Genomic DNA, 18,020 nt, shown 5'->3' with positions numbered 1-18,020 from the left:
CGTCCCCGCTGCCGAGCGGCGCGCCGGTGCGCCCGTGAGCCCGGCGTGCCCCGCCGCTCGTCGGCCAGGAGCGCCGCCCCCCGTTCGGACCGGCGCAGCAGGATCACACAGACTCCGGTCACAGCGGCGAGACCGAGGGCCGTACCGGCCGCGCCGGCGAGCGAGCTGCCGCACCAGAGGAGGACCGCGGGGACCAGGACGCAGCTGAAGGCCGCCCAGCGGACCACGTCGCCGACCGTGTCCGCCGCGGCGGGCGCGGAGGGGTGTGCGGCGGTGCATGTTCCCGATCGCGATCCGGAGTGCGATCCGGGAGGCGCCGCGCACGAAGGGCGGGCGGCGGGGCGGGCCGGCGGGGCGGAGGGTGCGGAGGGTGTGCGGGAGCGGGGGGCGGTGTCGGGTCCGGGCACGTGCTGCTCCCTAGTACTCCGGTGTTCTCCGTGCCGTCCGCGCGGCTGATCTCCGCGGCGTGCCGTGTCCGCGGCGGCCGCGGACGGTTCAACGCGCGTTCGGCCCGCCGGTCACTGCCCGGCCGGTGGGGCGCGTGTCCGAAAGGGGGGCGCCCGGTCCCGTACGGCGACGGAATCCCTTGATCGCGGGTGCCGGTGCAAATTCACCGGGAGCCCTGCGCAAACCGCCTGTACGGGGCAGCAACCATTGCGTTGCGGGCATCCTCTCGTGCATGCTCCCTGGAATGCCGCGTAAGGCGCGCGGGATCTGGGCAGAGGAGGCGTGCCGCCGTACCCTTGGGGGTATGGGGTTGGGAAGATGTTTCCCAGACACAGCTCTGCCGTTCGTTGTCGTCCCCACCACGAGGATCCAAACGCCGAGACACCCATGGCCGGTCACGAATTCTTCGATCCCGCGGACCGCAAGCGCCCGCTCGCCGATCCCACGGCGGCCGAGCCCTTGGCGGCGGATGAGCCCCGCCATTCCTGCGATCCCGCCTTCAAGCACGGCGTCGTCGTCGGTTTCGACGGCTCGACGTCCAGCGAGCGTGCTCTCGCCTACGCGATCGGGATGGCCCACCGTTCGGGCTCGGGCCTGATCATCGTCCATGTGGCCAACCGGCTGCCCACCACGGTGTGGGCGGGCTGCGAGCCACCTGTCTTCGTCGACGTTCCCGACCACCGCACCGAAGTGCTGGGTCTCGAACTCGCCTGTGCCGAGTACCTCTCCGAAGTGCCCTGGATCCTGGTCGAGCGCGGCGGCGACATCTGCCACGAACTCGAGGAAGTGGGCCGGGAGTACGAGGCGGACGCGATAGTCGTGGGTTCCACGCACGGCATCGTCGGGCGCATCTTCGGCTCGGTCGCGGGACGGCTCGCCAAGCGCGCCAAGCGCCCGGTCATCGTCATTCCCTGACGACCCGTTCTTCCCCGGCGCCCCGTAAGTCCCGGTGGGACGCGGTGGCGCGACGCCCTGCGCGCCCGCCGGGGCCGGTCCGGCGCCCGGCCGGCATTCTCTGTTCGGTGAGTGAACCTACTGGCGCGTAGAGGTGTTTGTGCCTTTGTGAAGGGCATATATCCGGACGCCGGTCCTACGCGGCGACCGGTACGGCGCAGCACAACTGCACAGGCATGAAGGGAGCCCGCCGTGGACAACGACGTCTCTGCGGGAAGCACCACCACGATCGTCGGAAGACTCGCGCTCGGTGTCACCCTGCTGGCTTTCGGCCTCGGGTACACCGACTTGATCGACGGAGTGACGGCGGCCGACGCCGTGTCACTGGCCCACTACGTAGGCGGCGTTGCGCTCTTCGTCGCCGGTCTGCTCGCCTTCCGTGACCGTGACACGGCAAGCGGTACGGCCTTCACGGGACTCGGCGCCTTCTGGTTCACCTGGGCCGTCTCGGCCGGCGGCCAGGCCTCCGACAACGCGGCGGGACTCTTCCTGCTGCTCTTCGCGCTCGTCGTGCTCTCGCTCGCCCTCGCGGGCGGGGACACCCTCGGCCAGGGCGCCTACGGACTGTTCTTCGTCTCCCTGCTGCTTCTCGCCATCGGCCGCTTCGCGGACAGCAGCGGTCTGGGCAAGGCCGGCGGCTGGTTCTCCGTCGCGGCCGGCGCGGTCGTCTGGTACGCGGCGACCGCGGCCCTCGCCCACTGGCCCACCGCACTTCCGCGACGCGCCGCCGGCCGGGGGGTGACGGCCACCGGCTGACCTCGGCGCGGGCCGGGGTATTGGGCGGCTCCGGCCCCTCGAAGAACGGTCCCCGTGCGCGGGTGGTGCGCACGGGGACCGTTCATGTCCGGCCGCCCGCAAGGGAGTTGCGCGACGGCGAAGGGGCGGCGGACGACCGCCCGGCGGTGGCTACTCGACGGTGACCGACTTGGCGAGGTTGCGCGGCTTGTCGATGTCCCGGCCGAGCGCCAGCGCGGTGTGGTACGCGAGGAGCTGGAGCGGGATGCCCATCAGGATCGGGTCGAGCTCGTCCTCGTTCTTCGGGACGATGATCGTCTGGTCGGCCTTCTCCTGGTGCTGGTGCGCGACGGCGAGGATCTGGCCGCTGCGGGCCTTGATCTCCTCCAGGGCGGCGCGGTTCTTCTCCAGCAGGTCGTCGTCGGGGACGATCGCGACGGTCGGGAGCGCCGGCTCGATGAGCGCCAGCGGGCCGTGCTTGAGCTCGGAGGCCGGGTACGCCTCGGCGTGGATGTACGAGACCTCCTTGAGCTTGAGGGAGGCCTCACGGGCCACCGGGTAGCCCCGGACGCGGCCGATGAAGAGCATCGAGCGGGCCTCGGCGTACTGCTCGGCCAGCTTCTTGATCTCGTCCTCCTGCTCCAGGATCTCGGCGATCTGGGCGGGGAGCCTGCGCAGGCCCTCGATGATCCGCTTGCCGTCGCGGACCGACAGGTCGCGGGTGCGGCCGAGGTGCAGGGCGAGCAGCGCGAAGGCGACGGTGGTGTTGGTGAAGCACTTCGTCGAGACGACGCAGACCTCGGGGCCCGCGTGCACGTACATGCCGCCGTCCGCCTCACGGGCGATCGCGGAGCCGACGACGTTGACCACACCGAGGACCCGCGCGCCCTTGCGCTTGAGCTCCTGGACCGCGGCCAGGACGTCGTACGTCTCACCGGACTGGGAGACCGCGATGTAGAGGGTGTCGGGGTCGACGACCGCGTTGCGGTAGCGGAACTCGGAGGCCGGCTCGGCGTCCGCGGGGATACGGGCCAGCTCCTCGATCATCTGGGCGCCGATCATGCCCGCGTGGTACGAGGTGCCGCAGCCGAGGATCTTCACGCGGCGCACGGCGCGCGCGTCACGGGCGTCCAGGTTCAGACCGCCGAGGTGGACCGTGGAGAACCGGTCGTCGATCCGGCCGCGCAGTACGCGGTCCACGGCCTCGACCTGCTCGTGGATCTCCTTGTGCATGTACGTGTCGTGGCCGCCCATGTCGTACGACGCGGCCTCCCACTCGACGGTGGTCGGCTCGGACGTCGTCCGGGTGCCCTCGGTGGTGTACGTCCGGAAGTCGTCGGCCTTGAGCGTGGCCATCTCGCCGTCGTCCAGCGTGACGATCTGGCGGGTGTGGGTGACCAGGGCGGCTATGTCCGAGGCGACGAACATCTCCTTCTCGCCGATGCCGAGCACGACGGGGGAGCCGTTTCGCGCCACCACGATGCGGTCGGGGAAATCGGCGTGCATCACCGCGATGCCGTACGTGCCCTCGATGACCCGCAGCGCCTCGCGGACCTTGTCCTCCAGCTTGTCGTGCTGGGAGCGGGCGACCAGGTGGGTGAGGACCTCGGTGTCGGTCTCGGAGAGGAACTCGACGCCGTCCGCCTCGAGCTTCTTACGCAGGTCGGAGGCGTTGTCGATGATGCCGTTGTGGACGACCGCGACCTTGCTGTCGGCGGACATGTGCGGGTGCGCGTTCACGTCGGAGGGGGCACCGTGCGTGGCCCAGCGGGTGTGGGCGATACCGGTGGTGCCGGCGAAGCGCTTGGGGACCTTGGCCTCCAGGTCGCGGACCCGGCCCTTCGCCTTGACCATCTTCAGGCCGGCCGACTTCGGGGAGGTCACGACTATGCCCGCCGAGTCGTAGCCGCGGTACTCGAGGCGCTGCAGGCCCTCGAGGAGCAGCGGGGTCACATCACGCCTGCCGATGTATCCGACGATTCCGCACATACAGGTAAAGTCCCTCAGCCGTAAACGATGCGGCGCAGCTGCCTGAGGGTGAGCTCCGGCGGCGCGACCGCGCGATATTTCAGGTCCGCCTCGATCCGTTCGAAGATCGACGCGTTCACCAGGCCCTGGGCCTGGAGTTCGCGGTGGCGGCGGCGGACGAACTCCTGGGCCGTCTCGTCGAAATAGGCGAGAACGTCCTGGATCACCCGCAGCGCCTCACCCCGGTTCAGGGGGGTCGACCGCGTCAAATGATCAACGAGTTCGTCGTGCACCCGTTGATCCTGGGGCACCCGGAGACGATTCGCAAGAATCTTGCCCGATATCGGGCAAGCGGGTGTTGAATCTCTTATGGGTCGCTGTTTACAGGCTGTCCATCCGGCGTCTTGCGCCGCGTCGATTGCCGAGAGCAACTTCTGGAGCCATGGACACTCCACGCATGGGCGTACCCGAGCAGCTCGCCGAGAAGATGACCATGGCCGAGCAGTACGAGTACCTTCGCGCCAAGTTCTCCCGGCGCAACATGATCAGAGGCGGCGCCGTGACCATCGGCGCCGTCGCGGGCGGGGCCTTCGTGCCCGGCGCCGCACAAGCCGCCGTCCCGGCGCAGCGGACGGCCGCCCCGGCCGCGGCCGAGAAGGTCGACGGCGCGCTCGTCGCCCCCTTCGGCCGCCACCTCGCCTTCGGCAACGACCCGCGCACCGAGATGACCGTCTCCTGGCAGGTGCCGGCCGCGGTCGGCAAGCCCTACATCCGCATCGGCGCCCACCCCTGGGACCTCTCGCGCAAGATCGAGGCCGAGGTGCGCACCCTCTACACCCCGGCCGGCGTGGGCGCGAGCGGCGACCACACCCAGTACTACCTGCACGCCAAGCTCACCCACCTGCGCCCCGGCAGGACCTACTACTACGGCGTCGGCCACGCCGGCTTCGACCCGGCCGCCCCGCACCTCCTCGGCACGCTCGGCACCTTCACCACCGCGCCCGCGCACGCCGAGCTGTTCACCTTCACCGCCTTCGGCGACGAGGGCGTCGGCTACCACGGCCTCGCCAACGACGCCCTGCTGCTCGCCCAGAACCCCGCCTTCCACCTGCACGCCGGCGACATCGCGTACGCGGACCCGTCCGGCGCGGGCAAGACCGCCGACACCGGCTTCGACTCGCGCATCTGGGACCAGTTCCTCGCCCAGACCGAGACGGTCGCCAAGCAGGTGCCGTGGATGCCGGCGTACGGCAACCACGACATGGAGGCCTGGTACTCGCCCAACGGCTACGGCGGCGAGGAGGCCCGCTGGACGCTTCCGGACAACGGCCCCGACAAGGCCAACCTGCCCGGCGTCTACTCCTTCGTCCACGGCAACACGGCGATCATCTCGCTGGACGCCAACGACATCTCCTTCGAGATCCCGGCCAACCTCGGCATCTCCGGCGGCACCCAGACCAAGTGGCTGGAGGCCCAGCTCAAGAAGTTCCGCGCCTCGAAGGACGTGGACTTCGTCGTGGTCTTCTTCCACCACTGCGCGTACTGCACCTCCACGGCGCACGCCTCGGAGGGGGGCGTGCGACAGGAGTGGGTGCCGCTGTTCGAGAAGTACACCGTCGACCTGGTGATCAACGGCCACAACCACCAGTACGAGCGCACGGACGTCATCAAGGGGAACGCGGTCACCAAGAAGCTGCCGATCGGCGGCACGGCGTACACCGAGACCGAGGGTGTCGTGTACGTGACGGCGGGCGCGGCCGGCCGCAGCCTCTACGCGTTCACCGCCCCCGAGTCCTACGAGGGCAAGGAGAACGAGGTCGAGTCCGTCGCCTCCTTCGTCAACCTCAAGGACGGCAAGCAGAACGAGACGGTCACCTGGTCGCGCGTGCGCTACCTCAACTACTCGTTCCTGCGCGTCGACGTCCAGCCGGCGTCCAAGGGACGCCTGGCCACCCTGACGGTCCGCGGCATCGCCGAGACCGGTGCCGAGGTCGACCGCTTCACGATCGCGCGCCGGGCCAAGTAGTTCCCCGGGCCCGGACGGCCGGGCGCGCGGGATACGGCCGGCCCGGCAGGCGCCGGGTACGCCCGGAAGGCGGGGCGCACCGCCTCCGGGCCGGCTCCCGCGAGCGCCGTCCGCCCGTTCCTAGAGGCGCTTGAGGACCGCCTGTTTGGCCAGTGTGAACTCCTCGTCCGTCAGGACGCCCTCCTTGTGCAGCTCGCCCAGTTCGCGCAGCCTGCGCAGGAGGGCGTCGTGGTCGGCCTCGGGGCCCGGCCCCGGGACCGCCGCCGCCCCGGCCGGCTCCTCGGCGGGCCGGGCGCCGCCCGCCGCCGGATGCGGCAGCCTCGCCTGCACGGCCGCCGCGACCAGCGCCATCAGCGGGTCCCTCTTGAAGCCCCACAGCTCCACGGAGTTGGGGTCGTACTTCGGCGGCGCCTGGGCGTCGCCGCCGCGCACCGTGAAGCGCAGACAGCCGTTCTCCAGCCCGGCCGCGGGCCGCCACTCGACGGCCGCTATGTTCCCGAGGGCCAGGGTGCGGGCGCCCGACGCGGACTTCGCGTCCTCCGTCTTCCAGTTCCACTCCAGGCGTACGCGCTCACCGTCGAAGCTCGCCGTGCCGTCCCCCGCGGACGCGGACAGCGGTACCGCCGGGCCGGGCAGCAGATAGCGGTCGACCGGACCGGAGGGAACCTGGTCGAGCAGCAACGCGCCCCGGACCTCGTCCGCGAAGTACTCGGCGACGCCGAGCCGGTCGGCCTCCACCGTCAGCTGATACGGGTCGTTCGGCTCCGCGAGCTTGCCCCCGGTCGCCTGGAGCAGCGGGTCGGCGCCGTCGCGCAGCCGGAGTCTGAGCCGCCCCGCCCTCCTGCCCTGTTCCAGCGATATGCCCGCCAACGCGCCCAGCGGCACGGTGAGTTCACCCAGCGTGCGGCGCAGCAGGCTGACGTTCTTGTCCCGACCCGGGGCCAGCCGCAGCGCGTCCCCGTCGAAGATCCATGTGCCGTCCCGCTGGATGATTTCCGCCATGGAGAGGATTGTTCCACCGTGTCTGCGGCAGAGTGGTCTCGACCAATCAGGCGTACCCGTCGGACGCCTTGACCGGATCGAAGTGCACGGCGGAGGCAGCGGCCGAGGACGGGCCGGGAGGTCTTCGCCGGGCACCGAAGGGAGCGCATGTGAGACAGCACCACAGAACGCCCCGCCTTCTCGGAACGCTGCTGCTCGTGGCGGCGGCCGGCCTCTCTCTCGTCGGCGCGGCACCGCACACCCGGGCCGCCGCCGTTCCGCTGGGCCGCGTCGTCCCGGCCCCCGTCTCCGCCGTCCCGGGCGGAGCCCCGTACCGCATCACGGCCGGCACCCGCATCCGCGTCGACGGCTCGCCCGGGGCCCGCGCGGTCGGCGCCTACCTCGCGGGCATCCTGCGGCCCTCCACCGGCTACCGGCTGCCGGTGGACCCGCACGGAGCGGGAGGGATCAGCCTCCGCCTCGGCGGCAAGGGACTGGGCGACGAGGGCTACCGGCTCCACAGCGGGGCCTCGGGCGTCACCATCACGGCCGGCCGGCCCGCGGGCCTCTTCCACGGCGTCCAGACCCTGCGTCAGCTGCTGCCCGCCGCCGTCGAGAAGAAGTCCGTCCAGCGCGGCCCCTGGCTGATCGCCGGCGGCACCGTCGAGGACACTCCGCGCTACGCCTACCGCGGGGCCATGCTCGACGTCTCCCGGCACTTCTTCACGGTCGCCCAGGTCGAGCGCTACATCGACGAACTGGCCCTGTACAAGGTCAACAAGCTGCATCTGCACCTGAGCGACGACCAGGGCTGGCGCATCGCCGTCGACTCCTGGCCGAAGCTGGCGGCCCACGGCGGTTCCACCGAGGTCGGCGGCGGACACGGCGGCTTCTACACCGAGGCCGACTACCGCGCGATCGTCCGGTACGCCGCCTCGCGCTATCTGGAGGTCGTCCCGGAGATCGACATGCCCGGACACACCAACGCGGCCCTGTCCTCGTACGCCGGGCTGAACTGCGACGGCGTCGCGCCGCCGCTCTACACCGGCACCGACGTCGGTTTCAGCTCGCTGTGCGTCGGCAAGCCGGTGACGTACACCTTCGTGGAGGACGTCGTCCGCGAGCTGGCGGCGATCACCCCCGGCGCGTACCTCCACATCGGCGGCGACGAGGCGCACTCCACCAGCCACGCCGACTACGTGACCTTCATGGACAAGGTCCAGCCGATCGTCACCAAGTACGGCAAGAAGGTGATGGGCTGGCACCAGCTGACCGGGGCCACCCCGGCGAAGGGCGCCCTCGCGCAGTACTGGGGGCTCGACGACACGAGCGCCGAGGAGAAGGCGCAGGTCGCCGCGGCCGCGCGGAACGGGACCGGGCTCGTGCTGTCGCCCGCGGACCGGCTCTACCTGGACATGAAGTACACCGCCGACACCCCGCTCGGCCAGGACTGGGCCGGTCTCGTGGAGGTGCGGCGGGCCTACGACTGGGACCCGGGGAACTACCTCCCCGGGGTGCCGGCCTCGGCCGTCAAGGGCGTCGAGGCGCCGCTGTGGACGGAGACGATTCGAAACTCCGCCGACATCGACGTCATGGCCTTCCCGAGGCTGCCCGGGGCCGCCGAACTCGGCTGGTCCCCCGCCTCCACGCACGACTGGGACACCTACAAGGTGCGCCTCGCCGCCCAGGCGCCCCGCTGGGACGCGCTCGGCATCGCGTACTACCGCTCGCCCCAGGTCCCCTGGCCCGCGAGCTAGGCGGAAAGCCGACGGGCGCCCCCGGAGGACCGTCTCCGGGGCGCCCGCCCGTCTTCGGGGCTCCCAGGGCCTGCCGTTTGGATCATGCGGCGGGACGCGGGGCAGGGCACGCACTCCCCCGAGCTCTTCGAGCAGGGGGACCCCCAGCGGCGTTGTCGTCGGTTGCCGACGTCCCCCAGCCTTCGGCCGGGAGGTGCCCCCACCGCGTCGTCGCCCTCCTCCGCCTTGCAGCTGCACGCACCCTGCCCCGCTCGGCCCAGTCGAGAGGTCATCACAGCTCGACGCCGCCTGATCCAAACGACAGCCCCTCGCCGAGCCCGCCGCTCAGAACCCGGCGATCGGGTTCCTCAGGGTGCCGACCAGCTGCAGGGCGCCCGAGGGGTCCGCCAGGTCGACCATCTGCCGGTTGTCGCGCAGCTGGAGCCGGTTGAGGCAGGACAGCGCGAACTCGGGCGCGAACAGGTCGTACTGCCGGAACTTGTCGTCGAGTTCGGGATTCGCCTCCTGGTACGTGCGCACCGACTCGGCGACCGTCCGCCAGAAGTCCTCCTCGCCGAGGATCCCCTCGTCCGCGAGCTGGGCCGCCAGGAAGCGGAAGAAGCAGTCGAAGACGTCCGTGAAGATCGACAGCAGCTTCGTGTCCTCGGGGACGTCGGCCCGGATCCGCTCGACCGCGGGCGGCAGCACCGCCTGCGGGTCCATCACCACGATCTCCTCGGCGATGTCCTTGTAGACCGCCCGCCGCACGACCCCGTCCTCCAGGACCAGGATGACGTTCTCACCGTGCGGCATGTAGGCCAGGTCGTAGGCGTAGAAGCTGTGCAGGAGCGGGGTGAGGTAGGCGTGCAGATAGCGGCGCAGCCACTCCACCGGTGTCAGGCCCGACCGCTCGATCAGCGCGCCGGTGAACGAGGCGCCCTCGTGGTCGACATGGACGAGGGAGGCCATCGTCGCCAGGGACTCGCCCTCCTGGAGCGAGGGGACCGGGCTCTCGCGCCACAGCGCGGCCAGCATCTTGCGGTACGGGGAGTACCGGTCGGTGGCCGCCTCGTACTCCAGGTGCCGGTAGCCGACGGCCGCCCGCTCCCGGATGACCGACAGACCGGTGGACTTCAGCACCGGGTCGCTCTCCACCAGCTGGGCCAGCCAGTCGTTGATGGCCGGGGTCGCCTCCATGTAGGCGGCGGACAGACCGCGCATGAAGCCCATGTTGAGGACGCTCAGCGCCGTCTTCACGTAGTGCTTGTGCGGGCTGCCGGCGTTGAAGAACGTCCGGATGGACTGCTGGGCCAGGTACTCGTCGTCGCCCTCGCCGAGACAGACCAGGCGTCGCTGGGCGACCTCGGCGGCGAACGTCACGGACAGCTTGTTGTGCCACTGCCAGGGGTGGACGGGTATGAGGAGGTAGTCCCCGGGGTCGAGCCCCTGCCCGCGCAGGACCGCGTCGAACCGCTCGACCGTCTCCGCGCCCAGCTCGCCCTGCACGAAGGACTCGTACGCGATGCCGACGCCCGCCGTGAAGGCGGCCCGGGAGCGGTGCGCCGCCAGCCACACCAGCCGGACCGGGCTCGCGGTCTCGGGAGCGTAGGCGAGATAGTCGTGCACACCGAAGCCCAGCCGCCCGTTGTTGGCGACGAAGCAGGGGTGCCCCTCGGTCATGCCGGTCTCGATGGCCTGGAAACCGGAGCCGGCCAGCTCGCGGACCGGGACCTGCGGCTTGGTGAGCTTGTAGCAGGTGCCCGCGAGGGTGGAGGAGATCTCCTCCAGGTAGACCGGCAGGATCTCGTCGCTCAGGCCGAGCGACTCCTTCAGCTCGATGAAGAAGTCCAGCGCCGACAGCGGGAGTTCGGTGCCGTCCCGGTGCCGGGTGATGGACTCGGCGGCCACCTGCCAGTGGTCGAGCAGGCGCCGGGTCGCGGTGAACCGGTAGCTCGTCAGCCCGTCGTCGCCGGTGACCTCGTAGCGGCCGTCCGGCAGGCTCCGCGGCGTGATCAGCCGCTCGTGGGCGAACTCGGCGAGCGCCTTGCGGACGAGGAGGCGCTCGGCCCTCGCCCAGCGCTCGGGGGAGAGGTGGGCGACGTTCTCGGCGAGGCTCACGCGGCCACCGCCTTCGCGAACCGCTCCCGGGTGCAGAAGCTCAGCAGGGCCTTCTTCTCCGGCTTCTGGATCTCCCGTACGGGCACGAAGCCGACGGTCTCGTTGAGGGCGTGCACGGCCGTGTTGCCCACGTCGGGCTCGACGACGACGCGCTCGGTCGCGGGGTCGGCGAACAGGTGCTCCATCACCGCGGTGATCACGGCCCGGGTGAAGCCGTGCACGGGCGTGTCGCTCGGGGCGACCAGGAAGTGCATGCCGACGTCGCCCGGCTCCGGCTCGTACAGGCCGACGAGTTCGACGTACCGCGGGTCGTAGCGCTCCATCAGGAACACGGGCTCGCCGTCCAGGAGTCCGAGGAACGCCTCATGGTGCTCGCTCGCCGCGATGGCCATGTACTCGCGCTCCACGTCGTGCAGTTTCGCCCCCTGCATCATCCAGAAGGCGGCCTTGGGATGCGTCACCCACCCGTGCAGCAGCGGCGCGTCCCCGACGGGGTCGAGGGGGCGGACGGTGAAGGTGCCGAGCTCGGCTGCGGTGCTCATTGGAAACTCCTTGAGCGCATGTTCTCTACTGTGGAGGGGAGGGCGTGCGCGTTCATCAGTTCGGGTGTCAGATTGAGGAAAGCTGCGTCGCGGATTTCAGCCGGAGGCTAGCTTTCGAGAGGTGGGGGAACAACGAGTCAAGCGAGCGTTCAAGTACCGCTTCTATCCGACGCCGGACCAAGCCGAGCAGTTGGAGCAGACCTTCGGATGTGTACGCAAGGTCTACAACATGGCACTGGAGGCGCGCAGTCGTGCTTGGATCGAGGAGCATCGCCACGTCCGCTATCCGGAGACTTCCGTGATGCTGACCGAATGGAAGAAGTGCGGCGAGTTCTCCTACCTTCGTGACGTGTCCTCGGTTCCGCTCCAGCAGGCTCCGCGTCACTTGCAGTCGGCCTTCGAAGGCTTCTTCGCCAAGCGTTCCGGCTACCCGCGTTTCAAGTCCCGGAAGCGATCCCGAACGTCGGCGGAGTACACGCGGTCCGCCTTCAGGTGGCGAAACGGCGAGCTGACCCTTGCGGAAATGGAAGCGCCGTTGGACATTCGTTGGTCGCGTTCCTTGCCCCTGGATGCCCAGCCGACCACCGTGACAGTGTCGCGTGACGCGGCTGGACGCTGGTTCGTCTGTGTCCTGGTCGAGGACCAACCCCTGCGAAACCGGACCACCGATGTGGCGGTGGGGATCGATGTGGGACTCCACAACCTCGTGACTTTGTCCACCGGCGAAAAGGTGACCCACCCCAAGTTCGGGAGGAGTGACTCCGGTCGCCTGGCGCGGGCGCAGCGAGAGCTGGCCCGCAAGGAGAAGGGATCCAGTAACCAGGCCAAGGCCCGCCGGAAGGTGGCCGTGATTCATGCGCGAATCGCTGACTGGAGACGCGATTTTCTCCACAAACTTTCGACTCGACTCGTCCAGGAGAACCAACTGGTCGTGATCGAGGACCTGCCTGTACGGAATCTGATGGGTAATCGATCGCTGGCCCGGTCCATTGCCGATGCATCGTGGGCGGACTTGCGTGGCATGCTGGAATACAAGTGTGCTTGGTATGGGCGGGAACTTGTCGTCGTGGATCGCTTCTTTCCGTCCAGCAGAATGTGCTCGGCCTGTGGTCTCGTACGTGGTCCGGTGGCTTTGGATGTCCGTGAGTGGAGCTGTGACGGGTGTTGTACCCGTCATGACCGGGACCACAACGCCGCGCAGAACATTCTGGCCGCCGGGCAGGCGGTGTCGGCCTGTGGAGCCGGTGTAAGACCTCAACGGAATCCTTCCGGGCGGGCATTCGGCGACGAAGCAGGAAAGCTCATGGCGTGAGCTGTGGGAGTCCCCGTTCCACGGGACGGGGAGATGTCAAACGGCGAACTCCTGGAACGCGATGGTCTTCTCGACCGGGTAGTACTCGGTGCCGAGCAGCTCGCGGATGATGTAGCTGTTGCGGTACGGGCCCATGCCCAGGTCCGGGGACGTGATGCTGTGGGTGTGCACACCGGCGTTCTGGAGGAAGATGCCGCGGCCGGTGATGTCGATGGAGTAGTTGCGGGCCACGTCGTAGCGGCCGTGGCCGTCGAGGCGGATACGGTCCTTGACCGGTTCCAGGAAGGCTGGGGCCTCGTAGTGGTAGCCGGTGGCCAGGATCAGGCCCTCGGTGTCGATCCCGTAGTCCTTGCCCTGCTCGTCCTGGCGCAGGTCCAGCCGGTAGGTGCCGTTCTCGTGACGGGCGCTGCGCAGCGTGGAGTTGGTGAGCAGCCGGGTGGGGACCGGGCGGTCGCCGCTCTCGACGTTCTTCTGGTACAGCAGGTCGAAGATCGAGTCGATGAGGTCGCCGTTGATGCCCTTGAACAGGCCCTTCTGCTGCTTCTCCAGCCGGTAGCGGGTGTTCTCGGGCAGCGCGCTGAAGTAGTCGATGTAGTCCGGGGACGTCATCTCCAAGGTCAGCTTGGTGTACTCCAGCGGGAAGAACCGCGGGGAGCGGGTGACCCAGTTGAGCTGGTAGCCGTGGATGTCGATCTCGGAGAGCAGCTCGTAGTAGATCTCCGCGGCGCTCTGACCGCTGCCGACGATCGTGATCGACTTCTTCCCGGTGAGCTCCGCCTTGCGCTGCATGTACTGCGCGTTGTGGAAGAAGTCGCCGCCGAGGTCCTGGCAGGCCTCCGGGACGAAGGGCACGGTGCCGGTGCCGAGGACGAGCCGCCGGCCGCGGTAAGTGTCGCCTCCTCGCGTCCGTACGACGTATAGCTCCTCACTCTCGTCGTACGTCACCTCCGTGACCGTCGTCCCGAAGCGGACGCTGCTCAGCTTGCCCGCGGCCCAGCGGCAGTAGTCGTCGTACTCGACCCGCAGCGGGTAGAAGTTCTCGCGGATGTAGAACGCGTACAGGCGGCCCGATTCCTTCAGGTAGTTGAGGAAGGAGTACGGGGAGGTCGGGTCGGCGAGGGTGACCAGGTCCGACATGAACGGGGTCTGCAGGTGCGCGCCGTCCAGGAACATGCCGGAGTGCCACTCGAAGTGGGGCTTCGACTCCAGGAAGACACCGCTGAGTTCGGCGATCGGCTCGGTGAGGCAGGCGAGGCCGAGATTGAAGGGCCCGAGCCCTATCCCCACGAAGTCGTGGGTCGGGTGCGTGGATTCAGCAAGCGCGGTCAAGGGACTCTCCCAGGTACTGCTCGGCGTGGCCGGCGATCAGGCCGAGGACGGCGGTGATGTCGTCCGTCGTGGTCTCGGGGTTGAGCAGGGTGAACTTCAGGTAGTGGCGTCCGCCGACCTTGGTGCCCGCGACGACGGCGTCGCCGGAGGCGAACAGGGCCTTGCGGGCGTAGAGGTTGGCGCGGTCGATCTCGGCCGGGTCGGTGACGGCGGCCGGGATGTACCGGAAGACGAGGGTGGACAGCGAGGGCTGGACGACGACGTCGAAGCGCGGGTCGGCGGCGAGCAGTTTCCAGCCCTCGACGGCCAGGTCGCAGACCTCGTCGAAGAGTTCGCCGATGCCGTCGGCGCCCATCGTGCGCAGCGTCATCCACAGCTTCAGCGCGTCGAAGCGGCGGGTGGTCTGGAGGGACTTGTCGACCTGGTTCGGGATGCGCTCGGTGACCATGCGGCGCGGGTTGAGGTAGTCCGCGTGGTAGGTGGCGTGGCGCAGCGTCGAGGCGTCCTTGACCAGCACGGCCGAGGAACTCACGGGCTGGAAGAAGGACTTGTGGTAGTCCACGGTGACGGAGTCGGCCCGCTCGATGCCGTCGAGGCGGTCCCGGTTCTTCAGCGAGGTGAGCAGTCCGCAGCCGTAGGCCGCGTCCACGTGCATCCAGGCGCCGAACTGCGAGCACAGTTCGGCGATCTCGGGCAGCGGGTCGATGGAGCCGAAGTCGGTGGTGCCCGCGGTGGCGACGACGGCCATGGGGACGAGACCGTCCTGCCGGCAGCGCTCGAGCTCGCGGGCGAGGGCGACGGTCTGCATGCGCTTGTCGTGGTCGACGGGGACCGAGACGACCGCGTCGGGGGCGAGGCCGAGGAGTTTGGCGGACTTCTTGACGCTGAAGTGACTGACCTCGGAGGCGAAGACGCGCAGTCGGCCGAGGTTGGCGGCGGCCTGCCCGTCCTCTCCGCCGAGTTTCGCCTCCTCGCGGGCCAGCAGCAGGGCCTGGAGGTTGGACTGGCTGCCGCCGCTGGTGAACACCCCGTCGGCGGCCGGGCCGAGACCGATCCGCTCGTTGGTCCAGTCGACGAGCCGGCGCTCGATGAGGGTGCCGCCGGCCGACTGGTCCCAGGTGTCCAGCGAGGAGTTGACGGCGGACAGGACGGCCTCGCCGAGCACGGCCGGGATGACGACCGGGCAGTTGAGGTGGGCGAGGTAGCGGGGGTGGTGGAAGTAGACCGCGTCCTGGAGGTAGACCTCCTCCAGCTCGTCGAGGACGGCCGTGGTGTCGTGCAGGGGCTTGTCGAGGTCGATCCGCTCGATGCGGGGAGCGAGGTCGTCGACCGCGACACCCGTGAACGGGCGGTCGGTGGTGGCGAGTCTGGCCGCCACCCGCTCGACGCCTTCGGTCACGGAGCGGCGGTACCGGTCCGCGGTGGTGTCGTTGAGCAGGTGCGAGCGCATGTGGGGGTCCTCCGTGCGGGGGAGAGTCCGAGCGGGACAAGAAGAAGGGGCGAAGCCGCGGCGTTCAACTTAGGTTAGCCTAACCTAAGTTGAACGGCGACCCCGCCCCACCTGCGCCTTTCGTGATCCACGTCTCGCTCCGCGGAGGTTTCCGGAAAGCGCGCCGGATTTTCGCGAACTACTCTCCCCGCTCCCGCAGTTGCTCCTCGCTCAGCCCCTGCCGCCAGTAGCCCACGAAGGTGACCTGCCGGCGGTCGATGCCGCGCTCCCGCACGAGATGGCGGCGCAGCTCCCTCACGCGGCCGGACTCGCCCGCGATCCAGGCGTACGGGGCCTCGGCGGGCGGGAGCCGGGCGGCCCGCAGTGCGTCGAGGGCCAAGGGAGCGCCGGGGGAGCCCGCGCCGGAGCGCTCGTCCCGGACGAGCCAGGTGATCTCCGCGTCGGCCGCCGTCGCCAGGTCCTGGATGTCGGCGGCGTGGTGCACCTCCAGCCAGGCCCGGACGCGCAGGCCGGCCGGCAGGGTCTCGAGGATGGCGGAGACGGCGGGGACGGCCGTCTCGTCGCCCCACAGGACCACGAGGTCGGTGCCCGCGGGCGGCCGGAAGCGGATGGCGCGGTTGTCCTCGACGGCGGGTCCGAGCAGCACCACGCGGTCACCGGCCCGCGCGCGGGACGCCCACCGCGAGGCGGGCCCCGCGGGGACGGTCGCGCCCGGCTCCAGGCCGTGCAGCGCGAAGTCGATGTCGATCTCGTCGGGGTCGCGGCGCAGTGCCCGCAGGGTGTACGAGCGCATCACCGCCCGCACGTCGTCGGGCAGTTCGCGCCAGCCCTGCCACCAGCCTCCCCCACTCTCGGCTTCGCTCGAGCGGGGGGACCCCCATCCGAGTTCGAAGGGCACGGCGGGTTCGCTCTGGCCGGGGTGCGGCAGGAACAGCGAGAGCGACTGGTCGCGCCCGTGGGAGTGGAGCGCGTGCAGATCGGGCCCCGCGAAGGTCACCCGGACCAGAGACGGACCGAGCCGCCTCGCCGTCACGACCCTGAGGGAGAAGAAACGGAACGGGGCGGCCACGGCCGTCGTCATGAGTGCTCCTGAGGTGGCGTCAGGCGGTCACGGAGGGGGTCAGGCGACCTTCTTCGCGTTCTCGATGGCCTCGGCGAGCTTGTCGAGGATCGGGGCGCACTTGTCGTACGACAGGATCGCCTCGGGCGTCCGGGCGATGACCTGGCCGGCCTTGACGGCGGGCAGCTTCTTCCAGGTGGCCTCGGTGATGTCGGCCGGCTGGATGGTCGCGCTGCGGTCGTCCATGATGATGATGTCGGCCGGGTACTTGTCGACGTTCTCCCAGCTCAGGTTCTCGAACCAGCCGCCGCTGGCCTTCAGGGCCTTGGCGGGGGGCTCGACGATGTTTACGCCGAGCGCCTTGAAGTACTCCAGGTCGATGGAGAGGTTGGAGCCGGAGACGTAGAAGATGTCCTGGCTCGCGCTGCCGGCGAGCACCTTGATCTCCGGACGGGCCTTGGCGGCCTTGCGCAGCCGCTCGGCGGCCGTCTCGAACTTCTTCTTCGCCTCGGCGATCTTCGCGGACTTCAGGTCGGCGCCCAGCGACCCGGCGAGCGCGTACATGCGCTCCAGCGACGCGGGCATCTGGCGGTCGTAGACGGAGATGCCGACGCTCGGGGCGAGCTTGAGGATCTTGTCCTTGGACTCCTCGGGGACGTACCAGAGGGTGCCCGAGGTGTCGAACATCGTCGAGATCAGGACGTCGGGGGCGAGGCCCGCGTACTTCTCGATGTTGAACTGGCCCCACTCGTTGCCGAGGACCGTCAGCTTGCTGACGTCCATGTCGCCGGCCTGGACGTCGGCCTTGCCGTCCTTGGTCGTCGTCGGGCCGAACACGCCCTTGACCTCGACGCCGTAGTCGAACAGGGCGGCGGCGACACCGGTGAAGGCGACGATGTTCGCCGGGACCTTGTCCAGCTTCACGGTCGTGCCGCGGTCGTCCTTGAAGGTCCAGGGGCCGGACTTGTCGGCGGCCTTCGTCGACTCCGGGCCACCGCTTTTCGAGTCGTTGCCGTCGCCGCAGGCGGCGAGGACGGCCCCGAGGCCGAGGGCGCCGCCCGCGGCGAGGATTCCGCGACGGGTGAGGTGGGTGGCACGGGCGTTGGGCATGAGTGTGGCTGCTTTCGGCACGGGGCGGGAAGCACCCGCCGGACGAGTTCAAAGGTAGGTTAGCCTAACCTCACTAGTTGTCCAGAGGGTGGGTGCCGCACCCGGCCGGCGGTGCGGCCGCGGCGGGGGCGGAAACTCCCGGAGTCCCCGATCCGCCTGCGTGGTACGCCCGCTGACGCGGAGACATGGCCGTCCCCGCTCCGCCGCCGGGCGCCGTGAGGCCTAGGCCGGGTCGCCTCCCGCGGGTGGTGC

The 18,020-nt window shown here is 69.8% G+C and carries 13 protein-coding genes and 1 pseudogene; 5 read left to right on the top strand and 9 right to left on the bottom strand.

What is annotated here, in order from left to right; genetic code table 11:
* Positions 1-834 precede the first annotated feature (834 nt).
* Positions 835-1,362, top strand: coding sequence for a universal stress protein (locus ACH4S8_RS13015; RefSeq protein WP_398393014.1), 528 nt, complete (start codon positions 835-837; stop codon positions 1,360-1,362).
* A gap of 231 nt (positions 1,363-1,593) precedes the next feature.
* Positions 1,594-2,157: a GPR1/FUN34/YaaH family transporter gene (locus ACH4S8_RS13010; protein WP_398393012.1), complete on the top strand. Its 564-nt coding sequence runs from the start codon at positions 1,594-1,596 to the stop codon at positions 2,155-2,157.
* 150 nt (positions 2,158-2,307) lie between these two features.
* Here the strand turns inward: ACH4S8_RS13010 and glmS are convergent, their stop codons facing one another.
* Both glmS and ACH4S8_RS13000 read right to left on the bottom strand, forming a co-directional pair.
* Positions 2,308-4,125 (bottom strand): glutamine--fructose-6-phosphate transaminase (isomerizing), encoded by a 1,818-nt coding sequence (gene glmS / locus ACH4S8_RS13005; RefSeq protein ID WP_398393010.1) that lies wholly within the window; start codon positions 4,123-4,125, stop codon positions 2,308-2,310.
* 14 nt (positions 4,126-4,139) lie between these two features.
* On the bottom strand, positions 4,140-4,397 hold the full coding sequence (locus tag ACH4S8_RS13000) for a hypothetical protein (protein ID WP_398393008.1): 258 nt from the start codon (positions 4,395-4,397) through the stop codon (positions 4,140-4,142).
* 164 nt (positions 4,398-4,561) lie between these two features.
* Here ACH4S8_RS13000 and ACH4S8_RS12995 point away from each other — a divergent pair, with 164 nt between their 5' ends.
* Positions 4,562-6,130, top strand: coding sequence for a purple acid phosphatase family protein (locus ACH4S8_RS12995; RefSeq protein ID WP_398393006.1), 1,569 nt, complete (start codon positions 4,562-4,564; stop codon positions 6,128-6,130).
* 120 nt (positions 6,131-6,250) lie between these two features.
* Here ACH4S8_RS12995 and ACH4S8_RS12990 read toward each other — a convergent pair whose 3' ends face one another.
* Positions 6,251-7,132 (bottom strand): DUF4429 domain-containing protein, encoded by an 882-nt coding sequence (locus ACH4S8_RS12990; protein ID WP_398393004.1) that lies wholly within the window; start codon positions 7,130-7,132, stop codon positions 6,251-6,253.
* 149 nt (positions 7,133-7,281) lie between these two features.
* On the opposite strand from ACH4S8_RS12990, the gene ACH4S8_RS12985 reads away from it, so the two are divergent.
* Positions 7,282-8,868: a beta-N-acetylhexosaminidase gene (locus ACH4S8_RS12985; RefSeq protein ID WP_398393002.1), complete on the top strand. Its 1,587-nt coding sequence runs from the start codon at positions 7,282-7,284 to the stop codon at positions 8,866-8,868.
* A gap of 324 nt (positions 8,869-9,192) precedes the next feature.
* Here the strand turns inward: ACH4S8_RS12985 and ACH4S8_RS12980 are convergent, their stop codons facing one another.
* Both ACH4S8_RS12980 and ACH4S8_RS12975 read right to left on the bottom strand, forming a co-directional pair.
* On the bottom strand, positions 9,193-10,965 hold the full coding sequence (locus ACH4S8_RS12980; RefSeq protein ID WP_398393000.1) for an IucA/IucC family protein: 1,773 nt from the start codon (positions 10,963-10,965) through the stop codon (positions 9,193-9,195).
* On the bottom strand, positions 10,962-11,507 hold the full coding sequence (locus ACH4S8_RS12975; protein WP_398392998.1) for a GNAT family N-acetyltransferase: 546 nt from the start codon (positions 11,505-11,507) through the stop codon (positions 10,962-10,964). The genes ACH4S8_RS12980 and ACH4S8_RS12975 overlap by 4 nt, the downstream gene beginning before the upstream one ends.
* A 121-nt stretch (positions 11,508-11,628) precedes the next feature.
* On the opposite strand from ACH4S8_RS12975, the pseudogene ACH4S8_RS12970 reads away from it, so the two are divergent.
* Positions 11,629-12,805: pseudogene (locus tag ACH4S8_RS12970) on the top strand (RNA-guided endonuclease InsQ/TnpB family protein); the annotation flags it as partial.
* Positions 12,806-12,855: 50 nt separating this feature from the next.
* Here ACH4S8_RS12970 and ACH4S8_RS12965 read toward each other — a convergent pair.
* The 4 genes from ACH4S8_RS12965 to ACH4S8_RS12950 form a co-directional block, all read right to left on the bottom strand.
* On the bottom strand, positions 12,856-14,148 hold the full coding sequence (locus ACH4S8_RS12965; RefSeq protein WP_398392996.1) for a lysine N(6)-hydroxylase/L-ornithine N(5)-oxygenase family protein: 1,293 nt from the start codon (positions 14,146-14,148) through the stop codon (positions 12,856-12,858).
* Positions 14,132-15,598 (bottom strand): lysine decarboxylase DesA, encoded by a 1,467-nt coding sequence (desA, locus tag ACH4S8_RS12960; RefSeq protein WP_398392994.1) that lies wholly within the window; start codon positions 15,596-15,598, stop codon positions 14,132-14,134. The genes ACH4S8_RS12965 and desA overlap by 17 nt, the downstream gene beginning before the upstream one ends.
* 178 nt (positions 15,599-15,776) lie before the next feature.
* A complete protein-coding gene (locus tag ACH4S8_RS12955; RefSeq protein WP_398392992.1) occupies positions 15,777-16,679 on the bottom strand; it encodes a siderophore-interacting protein in 903 nt (300 codons plus the stop codon).
* Positions 16,680-16,718: 39 nt separating this feature from the next.
* Positions 16,719-17,768 (bottom strand): ABC transporter substrate-binding protein, encoded by a 1,050-nt coding sequence (locus ACH4S8_RS12950; protein WP_398392990.1) that lies wholly within the window; start codon positions 17,766-17,768, stop codon positions 16,719-16,721.
* Between the last annotated feature and the right edge of the window lie 252 nt (positions 17,769-18,020).

Origin of the sequence: Streptomyces sp. NPDC021080, from assembly GCF_044333225.1 — a bacterium.
Taxonomy (GTDB): domain Bacteria; phylum Actinomycetota; class Actinomycetes; order Streptomycetales; family Streptomycetaceae; genus Streptomyces.
The sequence above is the reverse complement of the archived record's forward strand: the minus strand, read 5'-3'. Positions and strand labels throughout refer to the sequence as shown.